The 15,892-nt window shown below is 64.3% G+C and carries 10 protein-coding genes and 1 pseudogene; 2 read left to right on the top strand and 9 right to left on the bottom strand.

Annotated features, from left to right (window positions below):
- Window position 1: 1 nt before the first annotated feature.
- Window positions 2–1,792, bottom strand: a complete 1,791-nt coding sequence (locus BT173_RS17235) for a tetratricopeptide repeat-containing diguanylate cyclase (RefSeq protein ID WP_072429914.1) — start codon at window positions 1,790–1,792, stop codon at window positions 2–4.
- Window positions 1,793–1,813: 21 nt separating this feature from the next.
- The gene (locus BT173_RS17230) at window positions 1,814–3,793 is read right to left on the bottom strand and encodes an aminotransferase class I/II-fold pyridoxal phosphate-dependent enzyme (protein ID WP_072429913.1); all 1,980 of its coding nucleotides are present in this window, start codon (window positions 3,791–3,793) and stop codon (window positions 1,814–1,816) included.
- 92 nt (window positions 3,794–3,885) lie between these two features.
- On the opposite strand from BT173_RS17230, the pseudogene BT173_RS17225 reads away from it, so the two are divergent.
- Window positions 3,886–4,173, top strand: a pseudogene (locus BT173_RS17225) (DUF3579 domain-containing protein); the annotation flags it as partial.
- A 192-nt stretch (window positions 4,174–4,365) separates the two neighbouring features.
- Here BT173_RS17225 and ubiD read toward each other — a convergent pair.
- The 5 genes from ubiD to hemE form a co-directional block, all read right to left on the bottom strand.
- Entirely contained in the window at window positions 4,366–5,889 is a 1,524-nt protein-coding gene (gene ubiD / locus BT173_RS17220; RefSeq protein WP_072429911.1) for a 4-hydroxy-3-polyprenylbenzoate decarboxylase, read from the bottom strand.
- Window positions 5,886–7,337 (bottom strand): D-alanyl-D-alanine carboxypeptidase/D-alanyl-D-alanine endopeptidase, encoded by a 1,452-nt coding sequence (gene dacB / locus BT173_RS17215; RefSeq protein ID WP_217651502.1) that lies wholly within the window; start codon window positions 7,335–7,337, stop codon window positions 5,886–5,888. Before dacB ends, ubiD begins: the two co-directional genes overlap by 4 nt.
- A gap of 15 nt (window positions 7,338–7,352) precedes the next feature.
- The gene (locus tag BT173_RS17210; protein ID WP_072429909.1) at window positions 7,353–9,089 is read right to left on the bottom strand and encodes a CAP domain-containing protein; all 1,737 of its coding nucleotides are present in this window, start codon (window positions 9,087–9,089) and stop codon (window positions 7,353–7,355) included.
- The gene (locus tag BT173_RS17205; RefSeq protein ID WP_072429908.1) at window positions 9,089–11,248 is read right to left on the bottom strand and encodes a primosomal protein N'; all 2,160 of its coding nucleotides are present in this window, start codon (window positions 11,246–11,248) and stop codon (window positions 9,089–9,091) included. The genes BT173_RS17210 and BT173_RS17205 overlap by 1 nt, the downstream gene beginning before the upstream one ends.
- Window positions 11,249–11,654: 406 nt before the next feature.
- Window positions 11,655–12,719, bottom strand: coding sequence for a uroporphyrinogen decarboxylase (gene hemE / locus BT173_RS17200; RefSeq protein ID WP_072429907.1), 1,065 nt, complete (start codon window positions 12,717–12,719; stop codon window positions 11,655–11,657).
- A 151-nt stretch (window positions 12,720–12,870) separates the two neighbouring features.
- On the opposite strand from hemE, the gene BT173_RS17195 reads away from it, so the two are divergent.
- Window positions 12,871–13,554 carry a DUF502 domain-containing protein gene (locus BT173_RS17195; protein ID WP_072429906.1) on the top strand — a complete coding sequence of 228 codons (684 nt, stop codon included), beginning with the start codon at window positions 12,871–12,873 and terminating at the stop codon, window positions 13,552–13,554.
- Window positions 13,555–13,603: 49 nt separating this feature from the next.
- On the opposite strand, the gene BT173_RS17190 is transcribed toward BT173_RS17195, so the two are convergent.
- A complete protein-coding gene (locus tag BT173_RS17190; RefSeq protein ID WP_072429905.1) occupies window positions 13,604–14,191 on the bottom strand; it encodes an HD domain-containing protein in 588 nt (195 codons plus the stop codon).
- Window positions 14,191–15,891 carry a glutamine--tRNA ligase/YqeY domain fusion protein gene (locus BT173_RS17185; protein ID WP_072429904.1) on the bottom strand — a complete coding sequence of 567 codons (1,701 nt, stop codon included), beginning with the start codon at window positions 15,889–15,891 and terminating at the stop codon, window positions 14,191–14,193. The genes BT173_RS17190 and BT173_RS17185 overlap by 1 nt, the downstream gene beginning before the upstream one ends.
- Window position 15,892: the final 1 nt, after the last annotated feature.

Raw genomic sequence — 15,892 nt, 5'->3', positions numbered from 1 at the left:
CCTACTGTCCGCCCAGGAGCACCTGGTTGCGCCCGGCCGCCTTGGCACGGTAGAGCGCCTGGTCGGCCACCCGCAGCAGCGCCTGCGCATCGTGCCCATGCAGCGGATACTGGGCAATGCCGGCAGAGAAGGTCTGTCCGCTTAAGCCGCTGCATAACTGCAGGGCAGAGAATGCCGCCAGCAAGCTCTGCGTGCGCGTCAGCGCCAGTTCCTGGCCGATATCGGACAGTACGAGACAGAACTCCTCGCCGCCGAAACGGCAGGCAAAGTCCGAACCACGGATATTGGCGCGCAGCAGATTGGCCAATTCGATCAGCACCTGGTCACCGACCGGGTGACCATGCCGGTCATTGACCGACTTGAAGTGGTCGAGATCGATCAATACCACGCAGAGCGGGTAGTGACGGCGCTCGGCCAGCTGCAACTCGCTGGCCAGCGCCTGCTGCAGATAGCGGCGGTTGTACAGATCGGTGAGCGGGTCGCGGATGGCCTGCTCGCGCAGCTGCTCCTGCAGTCGCTCAATCTCCACCACCTTGGCCGCCAGCTCGCGGTTAAGCATCTCCAGCTCGGCGCGCGCGCGTTCGGCCTCGGCCTGTTTGACGCGTGCGAAATCGCGCTCGCGCTCGGCTTCGCTCAGCTCGCTCTGGATCTGCGTCATCTGAGTGCGCGCCCGCGCGGCACTGCCCTGGATGCGCTGGTAGTACTGCTGGTAGCGCTCCATGGCGATATAGGCCTCATGCCACTGGCCAAGCGCCGCATGGGTGCGGGCCAGTTCACGTGGAATCTGGATCTGGTAATAAGGATCGTGCTGCTGGTCGAGACGGTTCTGCGCTTCGCGTAGCGCGGCCAGCGCTTCTTCCAGATGACCGCAACCGCGCTCGACCAGACCGAGCACCCAGAAGCAATGCGTGACCACCTTGACGTCGCCACTTTGCTCAGCCGACTGCAGCGACTTATCCAGCATGGCACGCGCCTGCTGCCAATCGCTGTGTGCGGCAAAGGTGTGCGCGGCAATCGCCTGGAAGAAGGCGGCATCCGAGCGGCCGATACGCACCGTGTGCGCATTCATGTCCAGATAGGGGGAAATCGTCTCGTACGCGGCCTCATGCGCGCCGATGGCCAGCTGGCACATGGCCAGATTGCTGGCCACCATCGGCGCCAACGCCGCCAGGCGCGAGCGCGCCACCATGCTGTCCGCCTCGACCAGGAAGCGGATCGCATCCTCGTAATTGCCCGCACCGTGCTGGGCATCGCCCAGATTAGACAGCACCAGGGCCAGATGGTCAGGCGAGTCAAGCTGGCGCGCCGCACGTAGCGCGCGGTAGTAATGGCGCATGCCCTCGTCGAGCTGGCCGGCATCCACGCTGCTGGCGCCCAGCGCATTGAAGATCATGGTCGCATCGACCGGGTCGGCGTCGTTCAGATCGGCCAGATAGCAGATCAGCTCCGCATACGATTCCTCGACCCGCCCGGCACGCCCATACAGGGCCGAGATGCCGAAGCTTGCGCGCATCTGGCCGAGCAGATCACCGCTCTGCTCGAATTGACGCTTGAGCGCATGAAACTCCGCCTCGGCCAGCGCGCGGTCGCCATGGCGCATCTGGTAGCTGGCCAGGGTCAGCCTGGCGAAGGCCTCGCGACGCGCATCACCCAGCGCGCGCGCGCGCAGACGCACCTGCTCGGCCAGCTCGCGGCCGTGCAGGGGGTCTCCGTACTGGCTGTGCCAAGCTTCGGCATTCAAGCGGTCCAGCTCAGCCAGTTCGGTCGCCTTGGCTGTCGATAAGTGTTTCATTATCCGCCTAGCATCCGCGTTTCAAACCTCGGCGTCCAGCGGGCGCAGCCCCTGTTCGTCGGCATCGGTCAACACGCGGATACAGGGCAGCCAGCCGTCGAACACCACCCCATGCAGTTCGACCTGCTTTTGGCTACGCAGCAGGTTGACCAGGTAACTGATGATCTCGGGGGTAATAACCTGGCCCGGCACCAGCACCGGTATGCCAGGTGGATAAGGCACGATTTGGTCAGCGCTAATCCGGCCGGCCAGTTTGGCGTTGACCTGGTCGGCTTCGTCCAGCAGCGGGGCAAGTTGTCCACCGCAGTAAAACGCATCGCGCGGCAGGTATTTGAGGCTAGTGAAGTGCGGAATCGCCGGGGTGCGATACAGGCGACGCGGTGCGCGCCCCTCGCGACTGATGCGCATCAGCGCGTCGTACAAACGCGACACTTTGCTCTTGGTGGTGCCGATGGTCAGCAGCAGGGTGATCGTGTTGAAGGTCGATTTCTCGATCTGAATATTGAAGCGCTCGAACAGCAGCTTCTGCAGCTCGTCCACCGTGTAGCCGCAGGCCGAGATATCCACGGTGATCTTGGTCGGATCGAGGCGCACGCCATCGCCCTTCACCTCGTCCTGCAGCAGGTCGTCGAGCTCCAGCACGCGGAACACGCCGGTGGCATTGATCAGCTCCTTGAGCTCGGCCGCCAGCGCTAGCGTGCGGCTGAGCAACTTGTAGCCTTCCATGCTCATCTGCTTACGCGCGACGTCCAGGCTCGCGATCATGCTGTACTGCGGGCTGGTGGACGTGTGCATATTGTAGTTCTCGCGGAACACATGCTCATCGAGGCTCGCGTCGTTCACATGGATCATCGAGGCCTGCGAGAACGCACTCATCACTTTATGGGTGGATTGGGTGGCGAAATCGGCGCCGCATTCGAGCGCGGTGGGGCGGAACTCAGGGTGAAAGCGCGCATGACCATACCAGGCCTCGTCGATGATCACCTTGATGCCGTGCTGGTGCGCGGCTTCGATGATGGGCTTGAGGTCATAGCGCAGACCGTCGTAGGTGCACGAGGTCAGAATCATTGCGCGCGCATCCTTGTTCGCCTCGATGGCGCGGAAGATCACCGCCTTGGGCACCGGGCCGAACAGGCCGTATTCCTCATTGGTGCTCGAATCGAGATACACGGGCAGCGCGCCGGAAATCACCACGCCGTGGTGTACCGACTTGTGGCAGTTGCGGTCGAGCAGTAGCTTGTCGCCAGGCGCCAGCAGGGTCTGCAGAATCACCTTATTGGCGGTGGAGGTGCCATTGGTGGCAAAGAAGGTGCGCCGCGCGCCAAAGGCCTTGGCGGCGATCTGCTGTGCCTCCTCGATGATGCCGGTCGGGTGCAGCAGCGAATCGAGCATGGGCACCGAACAGGACAGGTCGCCCTTGAAGATGTGCTCGCCCATGAATTCATAGAAATCTTCGGCCCAGGGGCTGCCGCGCAAGCTGTCGCCCGAGCTGTGGCCCGGGGTGTGCCAGGCATCCTTGGCCATGAACACGTATTGCTTGAGCTTGTCGTAGAACGGCGTGTGCGCGCGCTCTTGCAGCTGAGCATTCAGGATGCGGTACCAGCCAAGATAGTCAGGGTCATCGCGGTAGAAATAACCATCCACGGTCTCGCACAGCAGGGTGTTGACCACCTCGTCCTCGTTCTCCTGCGCAATCAGCACATACACATCGAGTTCGGGACGCAGTGCGTGGATTTCGTGCACCAGATTCAGCGCGCTCAGGCGCTGTTTGCCGCGTGCCTTGCCGCTGTCGCCGGGCAGCTGGTCATCCACGATCACCGCCTGGATCTCCCCATCGGCCTGGATCGCAGCCAGCGCCTCGGCGCTGCTCTCCACGCCGGCAAAGGTAATGCCCAGCGGGTTGTCCAGCTGACGAGCCGCGGCGTTCAGCCCCTTAACAAGTGCTTTGAGCACCAGCTTCTCGTCGTTTACCAGTAAAATACGGCTCACCGGTTTCGGCATTTCATGTCTCCCCTTCTATTCTTTGGTAGTGGGCGGGATCGCCGCGCCAGCCAGCAAGAATAATCCAAAGCACCTACCCAAGCACATAACAGATGATTTGCAACCCGTACGAAGTCATCATCCAAGGCCTGACCAAAAGTGGCCGTGAATTTCGCCCGTCTGACTGGGCAGAGCGCCTATCCGGCATTCTTTCGACTTTCGGCATGGACCAGAAACTGTCCTACGCCCCCTATGTCCGCCCGATGGTGATGGAAAACATCCGCTGCGTTGCCATCGACAAGCAGTTGGAAAAGGTGGACCCGCGTGTCTACAGCTTCCTGATGAGCTTCGCCAAGGACAACGACCTGCGTGTGGTCGATTGTCGTCAGCTGCTGGACGAGCACTACCCGAACCAGTTCCTGGGCTGATCGCCGTCCCGGTGCTTGCAGCGGCCACCTGGCCACTCGCCAAGCTGCGCCACGTCGCGAGCAAAAACTCCATTTTTTGATTTTTGCACCAGGACAGTGCCAAAAGACCAGGGCCGGCCATCTGCAGCGCGCAGATGGCCGGCCTCGTTTCGGCTTGCGCTTGGCTTACAGGCCGAGTTCAGCCCAGATCGCATCCACCTTGGCGCTGACTGCCGCATCGTGGCTGATCGGCACGCCCCATTCGCGCGTGGTCTCGCCCGGCCATTTATTGGTGGCATCCAGGCCCATCTTGGAACCCAGGCCCGATACCGGCGAGGCAAAGTCCAGATAGTCGATCGGCGTGCTGTCCACCAGCGTGGTATCGCGTGTGGGGTCCATGCGTGTGGTAATCGCCCAGATCACCTCCTTCCAGTCGCGCGTGTCCACATCGTCGTCCACCACGATGATGAACTTGGTGTACATGAACTGGCGCAGGAAGGACCACACGCCGAACAGCAGCCGCTTGGCGTGACCCGGGTAGGCCTTCTTGATGCTGACGATGGCCATCCGGTACGAGCAGCCTTCGGGCGGCAGGTAGAAGTCGACGATCTCGGGAAACTGCTTTTGCAGAATGGGCACGAACACCTCGTTCAGGGCCACCCCCAGCACGGCCGGCTCATCGGGCGGTTTGCCGGTATAGGTGCTGTGGTAGATCGGATCGGGCCGTGTGGTGATACGCGCCACCGTGAACACCGGGAACCAGTCCTGCTCGTTGTAGTAGCCGGTGTGGTCGCCATACGGGCCTTCCAGCGCATGCAGATAGCCACCGATCTCCTTCATCGGCACGCCCGCCTCGCTCACGCCGCTCCAACCCTTCTCGGCCGGCTCGATATGGCCTTCCAGCACGATTTCGGCGCTGGCCGGCACCTGTAGATCATTGCCGATGCACTTGACCAGCTCGGTCTTGCTGCCACGCAAGAGGCCAGCAAACTGGTATTCAGACAGCGAATCGGGCACCGGCGTGACCGCACCGAGTATGGTGGCCGGGTCGCAGCCGAGCACCACCGAGATCGGAAACGGCGTACCCGGATGCTTGATCGCATGCTCGCGGAAGTCGAGTGCGCCGCCGCGGTGGGCGAGCCAACGCATGATCAGCTGGCGCTTGCCGATCAGCTGCTGGCGATAGATGCCGAGGTTCTGGCGCGGCTTGTGCGGCCCGCGCGTGACCACCAGGCCCCAGGTAATCAAGGGCGCCACATCGCCAGGCCAGCAGTGCTGGATCGGGATACGGTGCAGATCGACCGCCTCGCCCTCCCACACCACATCCTGGCATGGCGCCTTCTTCAGCACCTTGGGCGCCATATTCAGCACCTGCTTCAGAATCGGCCATTTCTCCCAGGCATCCTTGAAGCCCTTGGGCGGCTCGGGTTCCTTCAGATAGGCGAGCAGCTTGCCGATTTCGCGCAGCGCACTGACTTCCTGCGCGCCCATCCCGAGCGCCACACGGCGCGGGGTGCCGAACAGATTGCCGAGCACCGGCATGCTGTGGCCGGGCACATTCTCGAACAGCAGGGCCGGGCCTTCGGCACGCAATACGCGGTCGCAGATCTCGGTCATTTCCAAGTGACTGGAAACCGGGGTCTTGATGCGCTTGAGTTCGCCCATCGCTTCCAGCTGGGCAATGAAGTCGCGCAGATCGTGGTATTTCATGGTGCGGCGGTCTCGGGGTTTGGGTTTGCGGGCAGGGCTGCCCATTCAAGCAGTGCGTCGAGCGCAGCCTGGCCGGCCTCGGCGCGCGGGTGGTTGAGCAGGCCAACCACGATCCAGTCGCGCCCGGCGCTATCGCGCAGATAGCCGGCAATCGCTTTCACATCGTTCAGGGTACCGGTCTTGATGCGCGCGCGGCCAGCTACCTCGCTATTGTTCAGGCGCCGGCGCATGGTGCCATCGAGGCCGACGATGGGCAGGCTGGCCAGGAATTCCGGCGCAAAAGCGCTGCGCTGGCCCGCCAGCAGCAGCTGGCCCAGATGCTCGGCACTGATGCGCGCGGTACGCGATAGCCCCGCGCCGTTTTCCAACACCAGCTCGGGGAAGTGCAGTGCCTGGCTAGCCAGCCAGGCCTGCACCGCGGCCTGGCCGGCGGCCTGGCTGTCCAAGCCGGCCTGCGGGCGTTCAGCACCCAGGGTCAGCAAAATGGCGCGCGCCATGGTGTTATTCGACAGCTTGTTCACATCGCGGATCTGCTCGGCCAGGGGCGCCGACAGCTGCTCGGCCAGCAGACGCGCCTCGGGCGGCACGCTGGCCTCGCGCGTGCTGCCGACAATCTCGCCACCCAGCTCCGCCCACAGGCTGCGGGTCAGCTGGCTGGCGAAGTCGGGCGCGCTGAGCACACCCAGATAGCGGCTGGCACGGCAATTGGGCGGAAAGCTGCCCTGCAGCTGCACATCCAGCCCGCCATCGCTCAGGCTGCTGATCTGTGGCCGCGCCCAACCGCGCGACCAGCTCGCGCAGTCGCCCGTGCGTACCCGTTGCACACTGCCGGCGCGGATGCCGGCCAGGGCGGGCTCGACGCGCACCTGCACGCCGCGCGCATCGCTTTCCATATCAAAGCGCAAGGCTTTGAAGTTCATCAGCAGCGCATCGGGCGCCACGTTATAGGCACGCTCAGGCTGCTCGTCGAAATCACCGTCCTCGCTCGCCGGCAGCTGGAAATAACTGCGGTCGAGCACCAGATCGCCGTCGATACGGCGCAGGCCGCGGTTGCGCAGCTCGCGCAGCAGCTGCCAGACGCGCTCATAGGTCAGGCGCGGGTCGCCGCCGCCCTTCAGGTACAGATGCCCGTGCAGGGTATCGCCCTGCTGCACACCATCGGTATAGAAGCCGGTGCGCCAGGTAAAGGTCGGCCCCAAGGTCTCCAGCGCCGCCAGCGTGGTCAGGAGCTTGATGGTGGAAGCCGGGTTGACCGGCAGCTCGGCCTGATGACGCAGGCGGGCCGGGCCGCCATCCAGCGGCATCACCAGTGCGCTGAGCGCGCTCTCGGGCAGCTTGACGGCCCGCAGGCGCGCCGCCACCGACTCGGGTAGCTCGGCCAATGCGGCGCCCGCCAGCAGCAGCCCCAGGCAGGCGCGTAGCCCACCCAGCAGATATCGACACAACAAATCGTCACCTCTCATTCAATCGACCTGCACGGGCCATAGCGCCCCCCATTCGCCCGCCGCGCGATAGACGAGCGGGCGCGCCTGCAGACGCCAGGCGCCGGGCTGATCGGGTGCAAACAGGAACTGACCGGCCTCGACACGCGCCGGTTCAGTGCTGGCCAGCACACGGAAGGCATCCTCAAGGCGGATGTCGTCCAGAAACCAGCCGACCCGCCCATCCTCGGGCGAATAGAAGGCGCCATGGTCAAAACGGTAACGAAAGCGCAGCTGCACGCGGCGCTGCGCATAGTCGCGCAGATCGATGCGCTGCTCACGCCAGAGCGCATCCACCGCGCGCGACTCGCCCGCACTGCGCTGCGTGGTCAGCACCGTCCAATGCGCCTGACCCTCGGGGCGAATTTCCACCAGCGCCTGCTCGTCGGCGCCGGCAATGCCTAGCCGGCTGCGGAAGGTCAGCGCGGCGGCAGCGCCCAGCACGGGCGAATCGGCCAACTCCAGCACTTCGTCCCCCATATGACGGTGGGCAAGACGGAATGACTGTAAGTCCACGCCGGGCTGGCGCGTGCTAAGCGTGGCATAGCCGCCTGCGCCCTGGTAACGCCAATTGCCCAGATCCGCTTCGGCGCTATCCTGCGGCGCCCAGGCGGTCACGCGCAGTGCGCGCCACTGCTGGCCGGTAGCGCCAGGCAGAGCGGGCACGCTGAAAAGCGCGCCGCTCAGCGCGGTCTGCGCCGGGCCCAATACGCGGGCCTCGTGCCGGCTGGCATGCGCGGTGTCCGGGTCGAACACCATGACCTCGTATTCGATCTGCCGCTCGGTCTCACCCTGGCGGATCTGCTCGACCCGGATCTGGTAGCGGGTATCACGCGCCGGGCATGGCCAGCTCGCGCCATCGCCCAGGCCCTCGGCCAGCCACACCAGGGTAGGCTCGCCCGCCGCGGCACTGGGTGGCTCCTGCTGCACCGCCACCGGCACGCCATCACGCAGCATGCTGACCCGCGCGGCGCGGAAATCAGCCTGGGGCAGCGACAGCGACCAGCGCGCAAACACCACCGGATACGGCACCCAGCCAGGTGGCGGCCAGGCCACGAAGTCACGCGCCAAAGGTGGGCGGTTGCCGCTATACATCTCGTCGAAAGCGGTAAAGGCGCTGGCACGCTGGGCAGGCGTCGGCCCGTCCACATCGCCCACGCCGATGCGCATGGTCTGCGGGTAAAGCAGCCAGCGGCGGTGATTGGCGCCGACATTCTGCGCGCCGGCGTCGCGCATGAAGGCATCCACCGCCTGCACGCCGCTCACCCCCAGGGCCATGGCGGAAAACCGTGCGCCCTGCTGCGCTTCGGGCGTGGCGCAGCGCCAGTCAGGCCTCAGCTCATGGCTGATGCGGCCATTGGCGGCGGCCACCAGGGCAGCGGCCTGCGCCTTGGGTGTGGCGGCCAGATCCTCGCGCAGATCGGCCGGCAAGCCGGCCATGGCGCGATACCAGTTGATGCGCCGCAGGGTGGCCAGACGGTGCGCAGGGAGGGTTTCACCCGGCTGGCAATCGGCCAGGCTACCCTGCCAGAAGTTGGCTACGGCCGGGCTTGGGTAGCGCACGCTGTAGAACAGGCGCACCGCCTCGCGCTGGCTGCCATCCACCTGCCAGCCCAGACGCGATCCATCCAGGGCGATGGGTTCATATTCATCCATTACGTCTTCACCCTGGCCAAGCAGGGGCAGACTCCATAGGCAGATGGCCAGCCAGCGTCGCATCACAGCTCCAGCGGGTCGACGTCAAGCGACCAGCGCACCTTGCCCGCCTTCTGCGCGCGCAGCGCCACCATCCATTCGGCCAGGAAGGCCAGCAGGCGGCTACGCGCGGTCGACTGTACGAGCAGCTGGGCACGTTCGCGATTGGCAAGGCGCATCATGCCGGCCGCCACCGGGTCCCAGACCGTAACCGCCTCGGACAGTGGCGCCAGTAGCGCAGCCTGACGCAACCAGGCCAGCGCATCGTCCAACCGGTCGGCCTCGGCGCGCAGTACGGCCTGGTGCAGAAAAGGTGGGAAACCAGCCAGCTTGCGCTCGGCCAGTTCGGTGGCGGCAAAGGCCGCGTAATCGTCATCCAGCAGGGCCTGGTAGAGCGGGTGTTCGGGAAAGTCGGTCTGCAGAATCACCTCGCCTGGCTTATCGGCCCGTCCGGCGCGACCAGCCACCTGGGCCAGCTGCGCGTACAGGCGCTCGCTGGCGCGGAAGTCGGCCGAATAGAGACCGCTATCGGCGCCCACCACGGCCACTAGGGTCAGGTTCGGGAAGTCATGCCCCTTGGCCAGCATCTGGGTGCCTATCAGGATATCCACCTCGCCCGCATGCACGGCCTGCAGCGCCGCCTCGAAGCTGCCCTTGCGGCGCGTGCTGTCACGATCGATGCGCAGGATGCGTGCGCCGGGAAAACGCTCGGCCAGCGTGTCTTCCAGGCGCTGAGTGCCCTGCCCCAGCGGCTTCATGTCCTGGTTGCCACAGCCTGGGCAGACACGCGGCAGCGGCGCCTCGTCACCGCAATGGTGGCAACGCAGCGTGCGCTCGCGCAGGTGCACGGTAAGCCGGGCCGAGCAGCGTGTGCAGGCCGCCATCCAGCCGCATTCACCGCAGTGCATGACTGGTGCATAGCCGCGCCGGTTCAGGAAAACCAGCGCCTGTTCGCCGCGCGCTAGGCGCTCGCCCAGCGCAGCCAGGGTGCGCGCATGCAGGCCATCCTGCAGCGGCTGGCGCTTGGTGGACAGCAGCCGCCACTGCGGCGGCTGGGCTCCGACCACCGCGCGCTGACTGAGGCGCAGATGGCGGTAGCGGCCGGCCTCGGCGTTCTGCCAGCTTTCCAGCGCCGGGGTGGCCGAGCCGAGCACGATGGGTACACCAGCCTGGCGCGCCCGGTAGACGGCCACATCACGCGCCGAGTAACGCAGACCATCCTGCTGCTTGAAGCTCGCGTCGTGTTCCTCATCCACCACCACCAGGCCCAGGCGCGGTACCGGCGTGAACACCGCCAGGCGTGTACCGAGCACGATGCTGGCCTCGCCGCGCGCGGCGCGCACCCAGCCGGCCGCCCGCTCGCCATCAGCCACAGCGCTGTTCAGGCTGACGATGTCCACGCCCGGAAAGCGGCGCAGGAAGCGCGCCTCGAGCTGCGGGGTCAGATTGATTTCCGGCACCAGCACCAGCGCCTGCTCGCCCCGCGCCAGCACGGCAGCAATCGCATTCAGATAGACCTCGGTCTTGCCGCTGCCAGTAATGCCGTGCAGCAAGAAGGCCGCAAAGCCCTGTGCAGCGCTGATCGCCTGCACGGCCTCGGCCTGCTCGATATTCAGCGCCGGACCGGGCGCAGCCACGCTAGCACCGGGCTGCAGCTGCTCGGCCCGTACACGGCCATCCTGCAGCCAGGCTTGCACGGTTTTCCAGGCCGTGCCGCCCGCGGCGCGCAACTCGGCCTCGCTACGCGGCGTGGCCAGCAGCTGTGCCAGACGCTGCTGCAGGGCAGCGCGCTTGGGCACCTGGGCCTGCAGGGCCACGCTATCGAGTGCGTGGTAACGCAAGGCCTCGGCCACCCGGTAGGGGTTAGGGTCGCGAAAACGGGTCGGCAGCGCGGTATGCACGACCTGGCCGAGCGGGTGCTGATAGTAGTCGGCACAGAACTGGAATAACCCGAGCACAGGCGCCGGCAAGGCTGGCATATCGTCGAGTACCGCCTCGGCCGGCTTGATCGCGCTGGCCTCGTATTCGGGCTCGGCCAGTATCGCCAGCACCACGCCCACCAGCCGGCGGCTTCCGAATGGCACCACCACGCGCCGGCCAATATCGGCCGGGGTGGCGCTATCCAGCCAGTAATCGAACAGGCGGGGCAGTGGGACATCGAGGGCAACGCGAAGATAGGGCATGGGCTGTCAAGCAAACAATTTTCGGGACCGCCAAAGAGGCCTAAACACCCGTCGCAACAGGGCTTTTGCGACTGTCCACATTTTCTGTGGATAACTTTGTGGGCAAGTTTGGGGAAACTCGGTAAACCCCCGTAGCAACAGGAGAAATGCTGGCTTGCCCAAAAAATAGGCTTGGAAATAAATTCTTAAAAATCAATAACTTGTTAAAAATGCACCGAATCAAGGCAGCGCACATCACGACTTGACAAGCTGGCGCGGTGCAGTGAAGGCCACTGTGCATAACTTAGCCGCCATTCCCCGTGCTTTACTTGAACAACTGCGATTAAGTGCCTGTTTTTTCTGGCATTGCGCACGGCACTGCGCGAGTGGGCTAGGACAATCGCTCGCCCACTCTTGGTGCATTTGCTCAAGCTGCGTGGTAGGCGCGCGAATGCCGATGAACGGCATCCACCAGTGCGGTCACATGCTCGGGCGGGGTGAACTGCGAAATGCCATGGCCAAGATTGAAGACATGCCCATTGCCATGGCCGAAGCTGGCGAGCAAACGCTCGACCTCACCCTCGATGGCCTTCGGATTGGCAAACAAGGCGTTCGGGTCGAGATTGCCCTGCAGCGCCACCTTGTCACCCACGCGACGGCGCGCATCGGCAAGGTCGACGGTCCAATCCAGGCCAATCGCATCGCAACCGCAGTTGGCAATGTCTTCCAGCCACAGACCACCACCCTTGGTGAACACAATGACCGGCACCTGGCGCCCATCGTGCTGACGTTTGAGGCCGGCCACGATCTGCTGCATATAGCGCAAGGAGAATTCCTGGTACTTGCCATAGGCCAGCGCCCCGCCCCAGCTATCGAAGATCTGCACGGCCTGTGCACCGGCCTCGATCTGGGTATTCAGGTACTGGGTCACCGCCTCGGCATTCACGGCCAGGATGTGGTGCATGAGATCGGGGCGGTCATACATCAGCGTCTTGATCTTACTGAAGGTATCCGAACCACCGCCCTCGACCATATAGCAGGCCAGGGTGAAAGGGCTGCCGGAGAAGCCGATCAGCGGTACACGACCCTGGAGCGCTTTGCGGATGCTGCTGACCGCATCGAACACATACTGCAGCTTGGCCATATCCGGCACGCGCAGGGCGCGGATCGCCGCCTCATCGCGCAGCGGGCGCTCGAACTTCGGGCCTTCACCTTCGGCGAAATAGAGGCCCAGGCCCATCGCATCGGGCACAGTCAGGATGTCGGAAAACAGGATGGCGGCGTCGAGCGGATAGCGTTCGAGCGGCTGCAAGGTCACCTCGGTCGCCAGTTCGGTGTTCTTGCACAGATCAAGAAAGCTGCCAGCGCGTGCGCGGGTGGCGCGGTATTCAGGCAGATAGCGGCCAGCCTGGCGCATCAGCCAGAGTGGCGTGTAGTCGGTCGGCTCACGCAGCAGGGCGCGCAGGAAGGTGTCGTTCTGGAGTTGGCTCATGGCGGTCCCCGGCCGCCAGTGCGGCTCGGTATGGAAATGGGAGGATTCAGGCGCGCATTATGCCAGCCCGGCCCCCTACCCTCCCAGCCATGCGGGACAAAAGCCGCGCGCTGGCCTATGCTCGCCGCCATCGTCCAGCCCGTGTTTTGTCATGCCCAGCCAACCGTTTCGCCGCCTGTCCGCCACCTGGCTGGCCGGCCTGCTTGCCCTGCTACCACTCGTTCTGACCGTCGGCCTGCTTGTTTGGACTGGCCAGCTGCTCTACCACTATCTGGGGCCGGGCAGCGTGGTCGGCAGCCTGCTCAGCTGGCTAGGCCAGCCCTTCGCCCGCCAGCCCTATCTCGAATACGGCCTGGGCATCCTGCTGCTTCTGCTGCTTATCTATCCGCTCGGTGTGCTGGTGCAGTCGAGCTTGCGCCGGCATATCGATGCCTTGATCGACCTGACCCTGCGACGCATCCCCTTGATTGGCAGCCTGTACAACCTGGCCGACCGCTTCGTCGGACTGCTTGATCAGAAGGATGGCGCCGATATCACTGCCATGAGCCCGGTCTGGTGCCTGTTCAGCGGCGATGGTGCAGCCGTGCTGGCCCTGCTGCCCAATCCCGAGCCCGTGCATATCGATGGGCGGCCCTACTTGGCCATCCTGGTGCCAACAGCCCCGGTCCCCATTGGAGGCGGACTGCTGTATGTGCCCAGCGAATGGGTGCGGCCGGCCCAGATCGGCGTAGACAAGCTGAGCAGCATCTATGTCTCGATGGGCATTGATGCGCCGCCCGACTTGCAGGCCGCGGTAAAGCAGGCGCAAACCTCGCGCGCGACCAGCGCGTTATAAACGATCAAGGCAGCCCTGGGGCTGCCTTGATCGTTTGATGCTCACGCGCTCAGGCCAACCAGCCCGCCGCGCGCGCCGCCTCCAGGCGGGGTAAGACATAGTCCCACAGCCCGGGCGCCGCGTCCTTGATTGGCAGGTTCTTGCGTATCACCTGCTCGAAGCGCACACCATTCTCCAACCAGCTCTGCCCCTGATTGGCCAGGTTCTGCAGCATGGGCAGCAGCCGGTCGCAGGCGTAGGCAAATTTGCCCTCCGGCGTCACGCGGTCCTCATACTCACGCCAGAGCGCGGTAAACGCCTCGCGCTGCGCCGCGGGCAACAGGCCGAAGATGCGTTCGGCCGCCGCTTCTTCCTTGGCGACCTTTTCCAGCGTGCCCGTCTCGTCATACAGAAAGGTATCGTCGGCATCAATCTCGACGATATCGTGCAGCAGGAGGATCTTCATCACCCGCTCGGCATCCACGGCCGGCTCGGCATGCTCGGCCAGCAGCAGGGCCATCAGCGCCACATGCCAGCTATGCTCGGCCGAATTCTCCAGCCGCTGCATGCCAGCCGGGCGTGTACGGCGCAGAATGGCCTTGAGCTTGTCGAGCTCGAGTAGGAAGTCGAGCTGGGCGATCAGATGGGCGTTCGACATCACTTAGCCCAACTGTCCTTCAAACCCACGGTGCGGTTGAACACCAGCTTGCTGCCCGGCACATGGTCGCGGCGATCGGTAACGAAGTAGCCGAGCCGTTCGAACTGGTAGCGGGTTTCCGGCGCCGCGCCCTGCACGGCGGCTTCCACATGGGCGGTCACGGTCTTGAAGGACTCGGGATTGAGGAACTGCACGAAGTCGAGGTACTGACCGTCTTCGCCACGCACCGCATCGGGGCGCTCAACCGTGAACAGGCGGTCGTAGAGGCGCACTTCGGCCGCGACACTATGTTCGGCCGATACCCAGTGGATGACGCCTTTGACCTTGCGGCCGACCGGGTTCTGCCCCAGCGTGGCCGGGTCGAGCGAACAGATGAGCTCCACCACGCGGCCATCCGCATCCTTGATCACCTCATCGCACTTGATCACATAGGAGTAGCGCAGACGCACCTCGCCTCCCAGGGTCAGGCGCTGCCAACCTGGTGGCGGTACTTCGGCGAAATCGTCGCGGTCGATATACAGCGTGGCCGCCAGCGGCACTTCACGCTCGCCAAATTCGGGATGGTGCGGATGAAACGGTGCGCTGCGGCTACCGCTGACGCCTGGTTCGAAATTGCTCAGCGTGACCTTGATCGGATCAAGCACGGCCATCACGCGCGGCGCTTCTGCTTCCAGGGTTTCGCGTACCGCGCCTTCCAGCACGGCGTAGTCGATCACGTTCTCGCTCTTGGAGATGCCGCAACGCTCGGCAAACAGGCGGATACCAGCCGGGCTGTAACCACGACGACGCATGCCGCTGACGGTGGGCATGCGTGGGTCGTCCCAGCCACTGACCTTGCCTTCGCTGACCAGCTGGTTGAGCTTGCGCTTCGACGTCAGCGCATACAGCAGCTCCAGACGCGAAAATTCGATCTGCTGCGGATGGCAGTCGATGCTGATGTGGTCGAGCACCCAGTCGTAGAGCGGGCGGTGGTCGGCGAACTCCAGCGTGCACAGCGAATGAGTGATGCCCTCGAGCGCATCCGAGATGCAATGCGTGTAGTCATACATCGGGTAGATGCACCAGGCATCGCCGGTACGGATGTGATGCGCACGGCGGATGCGGTAGATGACCGGATCGCGCATATTCAGATTCGGCGAAGCCATATCGATCTTCAGGCGCAGGGTCTTGCTGCCATCGGCGAATTCGCCCGCGCGCATGGCGCGGAACAAGGCCAGGTTTTCTTCGACGCTGCGCTCGCGGAAAGGGCTGTTCTTGCCCGGCGTGCCGAAGTCGCCGCGGTATTCGCGCATCTGTTCGCCATTGAGCTCGCACACATAGGCGAGGCCTTTGCCGATCAGCTCTTCTGCGTACTGATACAACTGCTCAAAGTAGTCGGAGGCCCAGCGTACCTGGCCGTCCCATTCATAGCCGAGCCAGTGCACGTCTTCCTGAATGCTCAGCGCGTACTCTTCCGATTCCTTTTCTGGATTGGTGTCATCGAAGCGCAGATTGCATTCAGACGCCAGGCCGCGCGCCTTGTAGTCTTCCTTGATGCCGAAGTTCAGGCAGATGGACTTGGCATGCCCGACATGCAGATAGCCGTTCGGCTCGGGCGGAAAGCGCGTCACGGTGCGCTGATGCTTGCCACTGGCCAGATCGGCATCGATGGCGGAGCGGATGAAATTGCTGACGACGGGCGTGTTGTTATCGTTGCTCATG

This window comes from Chitinimonas taiwanensis DSM 18899 (assembly GCF_900119825.1).
Classification (GTDB): Bacteria; Pseudomonadota; Gammaproteobacteria; order Burkholderiales; family Chitinimonadaceae; genus Chitinimonas; species Chitinimonas taiwanensis.
This window is presented reverse-complemented; position numbering and strand designations above follow the sequence as displayed.

Bases quoted from the DNA above. Each gene is read 5' to 3' on its own strand.
- hemE (WP_072429907.1), bottom strand. From the start codon at position 12,719: ATGAGCCAACTCCAGAACGACACCTTCCTGCGCGCCCTGCTGCGTGAG.
- BT173_RS17230 (WP_072429913.1), bottom strand. From the start codon at position 3,793: ATGCCGAAACCGGTGAGCCGTATTTTACTGGTAAACGACGAGAAGCTG.
- BT173_RS17205 (WP_072429908.1), bottom strand. From the start codon at position 11,248: ATGCCCTATCTTCGCGTTGCCCTCGATGTCCCACTGCCCCGCCTGTTC.
- BT173_RS17235 (WP_072429914.1), bottom strand. From the start codon at position 1,792: ATGAAACACTTATCGACAGCCAAGGCGACCGAACTGGCTGAGCTGGAC.
- ubiD (WP_072429911.1), bottom strand. From the start codon at position 5,889: ATGAAATACCACGATCTGCGCGACTTCATTGCCCAGCTGGAAGCGATG.
- BT173_RS17185 (WP_072429904.1), bottom strand. From the start codon at position 15,891: ATGAGCAACGATAACAACACGCCCGTCGTCAGCAATTTCATCCGCTCC.
- BT173_RS17210 (WP_072429909.1), bottom strand. From the start codon at position 9,089: ATGCGACGCTGGCTGGCCATCTGCCTATGGAGTCTGCCCCTGCTTGGC.
- BT173_RS17190 (WP_072429905.1), bottom strand. From the start codon at position 14,191: ATGTCGAACGCCCATCTGATCGCCCAGCTCGACTTCCTACTCGAGCTC.
- BT173_RS17195 (WP_072429906.1), top strand. From the start codon at position 12,871: ATGCCCAGCCAACCGTTTCGCCGCCTGTCCGCCACCTGGCTGGCCGGC.